Origin of the sequence: Pseudomonas sp. PGPPP1, from assembly GCF_002255865.1 — a bacterium.
GTDB lineage: Bacteria > Pseudomonadota > Gammaproteobacteria > Pseudomonadales > Pseudomonadaceae > Aquipseudomonas > Aquipseudomonas cremoris.
The window spans coordinates 112,667-118,878 of sequence record NZ_NKIG01000021.1; the positions used below are offsets into that span (position 1 = coordinate 112,667).

4 protein-coding genes are annotated in these 6,212 nt (G+C 57.0%); all 4 read right to left on the reverse strand.

Translation table 11 applies throughout. From position 1 onward, the window contains the following. Nucleotides 1–17 precede the first annotated feature (17 nt). Complete coding sequence (gene gyrB, locus CFE47_RS21750) at nt 18–2,435, reverse strand: DNA topoisomerase (ATP-hydrolyzing) subunit B (protein ID WP_185709617.1); 2,418 nt, start codon at nt 2,433–2,435, stop codon at nt 18–20. A 4-nt stretch (nt 2,436–2,439) separates the two neighbouring features. Continuing rightward, on the reverse strand, nt 2,440–3,543 hold the full coding sequence (recF, locus tag CFE47_RS21755; RefSeq protein ID WP_185709616.1) for a DNA replication/repair protein RecF: 1,104 nt from the start codon (nt 3,541–3,543) through the stop codon (nt 2,440–2,442). Nucleotides 3,544–3,553: 10 nt separating this feature from the next. Then, nucleotides 3,554–4,657: a DNA polymerase III subunit beta gene (dnaN, locus tag CFE47_RS21760; RefSeq protein WP_185709615.1), complete on the reverse strand. Its 1,104-nt coding sequence runs from the start codon at nt 4,655–4,657 to the stop codon at nt 3,554–3,556. Nucleotides 4,658–4,695: 38 nt separating this feature from the next. Then, the coding region (gene dnaA / locus CFE47_RS21765) for a chromosomal replication initiator protein DnaA (protein ID WP_286840384.1) at nt 4,696–6,212 on the reverse strand (1,517 nt) is incomplete at its 5' end.

The window sequence follows — 6,212 nt, forward strand, 5'->3', positions numbered from 1 at the left end:
TTAGCGGTGCCTCTAGATCAGAAATCCAGGTTGGAAACCGCCAGCGCGTTACTCTCGATGAAGTCACGACGCGGCTCGACCGCATCACCCATCAGGGTGTTGAAGATCTGGTCTGCGCCAATAGCGTCTTCGATGGTCACGCGCAGCATGCGACGCTGGGCCGGGTCCATGGTGGTTTCCCACAGTTGATCCGGGTTCATTTCGCCCAGACCTTTGTATCGCTGGATAGTGTGGCGCTTAGTGCTCTCAGCCATCAGCCAATCAAGGGCTTCCTTGAATTCCTTGACCTGCTTCTTGCGTTCGCCGCGTTGGATATAAGCGCCGTCGTCCAGCAGGGTGCTCAGTTGTGCCCCCAAGGTAACCACGGTTTTGTAGTCGTTACTGCCGAAGAAGTCACGGTTGAAGGTGACGTAGTTCGACAGGCCGTGGGAGATCAGCTCGACCTCAGGCAGCCAAACGTTACGTTCACGGTCTTCACGCAGGCTGGCTTTGTACACCAGGCCAGACTTCTCGGAGGTGCGCAGGCGCACTTCGTACTGGGCCAGCCAATCCTGCATCGCTGCGTGATCACCCAGCTGTTCCAGGCTAACAGCCGGCAGGTAGATGAAGTGCTCAGTCAGCTCCTGAGGGTACAGGCGCGACAGACGCTTGAGGGTTTTCATCACCATGCGGAAGTCGTTTACCAGGCGCTCCAGCGACTCGCCCGAGATGCCCGGTGCTTCATCGTTCAAGTGCAGGCTCGCATCTTCCAGGGCCGACTGCGTCATGTACTCTTCCATGGCGTCGTCGTCTTTGATGTATTGCTCTTGCTTGCCCTTTTTCACTTTGTACAACGGCGGCTGGGCGATGTAGATGTAGCCACGCTCGATCAGCTCCGGCAGCTGACGGAAGAAGAAGGTCAGCAGCAGTGTACGGATGTGCGAACCGTCGACGTCAGCATCGGTCATGATGATGATGTTGTGGTAGCGCAGCTTGTCGATGTTGTACTCGTCACGGCCAATACCGCAGCCCAACGCCGTGATCAAGGTGCCAACTTCCTGGGAGGAAATCATCTTGTCGAAGCGCGCTTTCTCGACGTTGAGAATCTTGCCCTTCAACGGCAGGATGGCCTGGGTGCGACGGTTACGACCCTGCTTGGCGGAACCGCCAGCAGAGTCACCTTCCACCAGGTACAGCTCGGAGAGGGCAGGGTCTTTCTCTTGGCAGTCGGCCAGTTTGCCGGGCAGGCCAGCGATGTCCAAAGCGCCTTTACGACGGGTCATCTCACGGGCTTTACGTGCAGCTTCACGCGCACGTGCCGCATCGATCATCTTGCCGACAACCAGCTTGGCTTCGTTCGGGTTTTCCAGAAGGAAGTCGGAGAAGTATTTGCCCATCTCCTGTTCCACTGCAGTCTTCACTTCGGAAGACACCAGTTTGTCCTTGGTCTGGGAGCTGAACTTAGGGTCCGGTACTTTTACCGAGATGATTGCGGTGAGGCCTTCGCGCGCATCGTCACCAGTAGTGGCGACTTTGTGCTTCTTGGCCAAGCCTTCGGCTTCGATGTAGGTGTTCAGGTTACGCGTCAGTGCGGAACGGAAACCCACCAGGTGAGTACCGCCGTCGCGCTGTGGAATGTTGTTGGTGAAGCACAACAGGTTCTCGTTGAAGCTGTCGTTCCACTGCAGGGCGATCTCTACGCCGATGCCGTCTTCACGCTGGATGTTGAAGTGGAACACCTGGTTGACCGCAGTCTTATTGGTGTTCAGGTATTCAACGAACGCACGCAGACCGCCTTCGTACTTGAACAGCTCTTCCTTGCCGCTGCGTTCATCCTTGAGGACGATACCCACACCGGAGTTAAGAAAGGACAGCTCACGAATACGCTTAGCCAGGATGTCCCAGCTGAAGTGGATATTCTTGAAGGTTTCAGCCGATGGCTTGAAGTGGATCTGCGTACCCGTAGTTTCGCTATCACCTACGATCTTCATCGGCTCTTGTGGAACACCGTGAACGTAGGTCTGTTCCCAGATTTTGCCACTGCGGCGAACGGTCAGGATCAGCTCTTCGGACAGAGCGTTCACCACCGACACACCTACACCGTGCAGACCGCCGGAGACTTTATAGGAGTTATCGTCGAACTTACCGCCGGCGTGGAGCACGGTCATGATGACCTCTGCCGCCGAGACGCCTTCTTCTTTGTGCACATCTACCGGAATGCCGCGACCGTTATCGCGCACAGTGATGGATTCATCCGGGTGGATGATGATGCTGATGTCGTCGCAGTGACCGGCCAACGCTTCGTCGATGGAGTTATCGACCACCTCGAACACCATGTGGTGCAGACCGCTACCATCATCGGTGTCGCCGATGTACATACCGGGACGTTTGCGTACGGCATCCAAACCTTTCAGCACTTTAATGCTGGTCGAGTCGTACGTGTTTTCTTCGCTCATGCCTTCACTCCCGATGGTCGTGGGTCTGGGTGATACGGCCCTGTTCCACGTGGAACAAAGCGACTGGCGTTTCCGTCTGCCAGCCTTCCCTCAATAATTCGTGGTCTACACAGGTGATAAACACCTGGCAGCGTAATTCTTCCAACAAGCGGCATAAAGCGCGGCGGTGCTGCTCGTCCAATTCGGACGGCAAGTCATCCACCAGATAAATACACTGACCGCGTCGCGCCTGGCTTACCAAGTGACCCTGGGCGATACGCAGCGCGCACACCACCAACTTCTGCTGGCCACGGGACAAGATATCCGCAGCATTGTGTGCGCCTAATCTAAGGCGCAGATCAGCGCGTTGGGGGCCAGCCTGTGTATGACCAATTTGCTGGTCCCGCTGCAAGGATGTGGCGAGCACTGCACTCAGTTCTCGCTCTTTATCCCAGCCGCGGTAGTAGCTCAATGTCAGCCCCTCAAGGTCCAACAACTCACTCAGGGTCTGCTCAAAGACGGGTTTCAAGGCTTTGATGTACGTGCGGCGGTATTCATCTATTTCGTCGCTGGCCAGGCACAGTTCCCGGTCCCAGGCCGCTTGCGAAGCGGCGTCAAGTGTACCATGCCGCAGCCATGAGTTCCGCTGCCGCAGGGCCTTCTGCAGGCGCTGCCAAGTGGCCATGAAACGCGGTTCCACGTGGAACACTCCCCAATCGAGGAACTGTCTGCGGATTTTCGGTGCACCTTCCAACAGTCGAAAGCTGTCGGGGTTGATCAGTTGCAATGGCAGGATTTCCGCCAACTGCGCAGCACTACGAGCATTTTGCCCGTCGATGCGAATCTGGAACTCTCCGCCGCGATCACGGGATATCCCCAGGCTGCTGTGCCCACCTTCAGCCAGTTCAACCTGGCCAAATACCGTACACGCCAATTGTTCGTACTGGATAACCGGTAGCAGGCGCGCGCTGCGAAAGGAACGAGCAAGGCCCAGCAAGTGAATGGCTTCCAGCACGCTGGTTTTGCCACTGCCGTTGGCGCCGTGGAGGATATTGATGCGGGGGGAGGGGGAGAAGGTCACCGGGTGCAGATTGCGCACCGCGGTGACCGAGACACGACTGAGGGACATCTAGCGTCTATTACAGGCGCATCGGCATAACAACGTAAGCCGAGTCGTCGTTGTCGGATTCTTGCACCAATGCGCTGCTGTTGGAGTCCGACAGAATCAGGCGAACCTGTTCAGTGGTCATCACACCCAGCACGTCGAGCAAGTAACTTACGTTGAAGCCAATTTCCAAAGAGCCGCCGTTGTAATCCACGCCCACTTCTTCTTCAGCTTCTTCCTGCTCCGGGTTATTGGCCTGGATTTTCAACTGACCATTGGCGAGTTGCAGGCGAATACCGCGGTATTTTTCGTTCGACAGGATCGCAGTACGGCTGAACGCTTCACGCAGAGCTTGGCGATCACCAAGCACCAGTTTGTCGCCACCTTTAGGCAGCACACGCTCGTAGTCCGGGAATTTGCCGTCGACCAGCTTGGAAGTGAACGTGAATTCACCGGTAGTCGCGCGGATATGATGTTGACCCAACACGATGCTGACGTTGCCATCCGGTTCGGTGAGCAAACGCGCCAGTTCAAGGATACCTTTGCGCGGCACGATCACCTGGTGGCGATCGGGCTGACCAATATCGGCCTTCATCGAGCACATTGCCAAACGGTGACCGTCGGTGGCCACGGCACGAATGATGCCTTCGGACACTTCCAACAGCATGCCGTTGAGGTAGTAACGCACGTCCTGCTGCGCCATCGCAAAGCTGGTGCGCTCGATCAAACGGCGCAGCTTGCTTTGCTCCAGGCTGCACGTCAGCGAGCCTGGGCCTTCTTCCACAGTTGGGAAGTCGTTGGCTGGCAACGTGGACAGGGTGAACCGGCTGCGGCCAGCTTTGACGACCAACTTGGCGTCATCAACCTTGATATCGATCAGCGCGTCGTTCGGCAGGCTTTTGCAGATATCCATCAGCTTGCGCGCCGGTACGGTGATCTCGCCCGGTTCAGCGGGCTCTTCCAGTTGCACACGACCGACCAGTTCGACTTCCAGGTCGGTACCAGTCAGGGACAATTGCTGGCCTTCGACTACCAGCAATACGTTGGAAAGCACCGGCAAGGTCTGTCGGCGCTCGACGACGCCTGCGACCAGTTGCAGGGGTTTCAACAGGGCTTCGCGTTGAATGGTGAAATGCATGGTCTAGTCCCTTGCCTTAATAAGCTGCGCTGGTGTCATCAAGTTGTCAGTGTACGCAGCAGGTTCTTGTAGTCCTCGCGAATATCCGCGTCGGATTCCTTAAGTTCGTTGATCTTGCGGCACGCATGCAAGACCGTAGTGTGATCGCGACCGCCAAACACATCACCGATTTCCGGCAGGCTGTGGTTGGTCAGCTCCTTGGAGAGCGCCATGGCCACCTGCCGAGGACGAGCGACCGAGCGCGAACGGCGCTTGGACAGCAGGTCGGAAATCTTGATCTTGTAGTACTCGGCAACGGTGCGCTGGATGTTATCCACACTCACCAGTTTGTCCTGCAGTGCCAGCAAGTCTTTGAGGGATTCGCGAATCAACTCGATGGTGATGTCACGGCCCATAAAGTGCGAGTGAGCGATGACCCGCTTGAGCGCGCCTTCCAGCTCGCGCACGTTGGAACGAATGCGTTGGGCAATAAAGAAGGCGGCATCATGGGGCAGGTCGACTTTGGCCTGGTCCGCCTTTTTCATCAGGATCGCGACGCGGGTTTCCAACTCTGGCGGCTCGACCGCAACGGTCAGGCCCCAGCCAAAGCGTGACTTCAGGCGTTCTTCCAGGCCTTCGATTTCCTTCGGATAACGGTCACTGGTCAAGATGACCTGTTGGCCGCCTTCGAGCAGGGCGTTGAAAGTGTGGAAGAACTCTTCCTGGGAACGTTCCTTGCGGGCAAAGAATTGAATGTCATCGATCAACAATGCATCAACGGAGCGGTAGAACCGCTTGAACTCGTTAATGGCATTGAGCTGCAAGGCCTTGACCATGTCAGCCACGAAGCGCTCCGAGTGCAGGTAAACGACCTTGGCATTCGGGTTCTTCTTTAATAGGTGGTTACCCACAGCGTGCATCAAGTGCGTCTTACCCAAGCCCACGCCACCATAAAGGAAGAGCGGGTTGTAACCGTGCTTGGGATTGTCGGCAACTTGCCAGGCGGCCGCGCGGGCCAACTGGTTGGATTTACCTTCGACGAAATTTTCAAAGGTAAACGTGCGGTTCAGGTAACTAGTGTGCTTGAGCGCACCTTCCACCTGCACAGTGCGCTGTTCGGCGCGGACCGGAGCTTGCTGGGAGCTGGCCCCTGCCATTGGGTCGAAGCTGTCGCGGGACGGCTCTTCATGCTCTGGCGCGTTCTTCTGCGCAGAGGATTTCGACGGTGCGGGCGCGGGAGCAGGCGTTGTGACGACCGGCGCGGCCGCAGCCTGGGCTTGTGATGCAGCCGCAGCCAAAGGTGCATTCGGCGCAGCGCGGGGCGCAGAGCTACGTTTGCTACCTATTAACAAGGAGAGCACAGGGGCGAGGCCGTTGCCATGTTCGTCGAGCAATTCGAGAACGCGGCTCAGGTACTTCTCGTTGACCCAGTCGAGAACAAAACGATTGGGTGCGTAGACACGCAACTCGTCGCCTTCGGCTTCGACCTGTAGCGGACGGATCCAGGTGTTGAATTGCTGGGCAGGCAGCTCATCGCGCAAAAGCTCCACGCACTGCTGCCAAAGTTCCACTGACA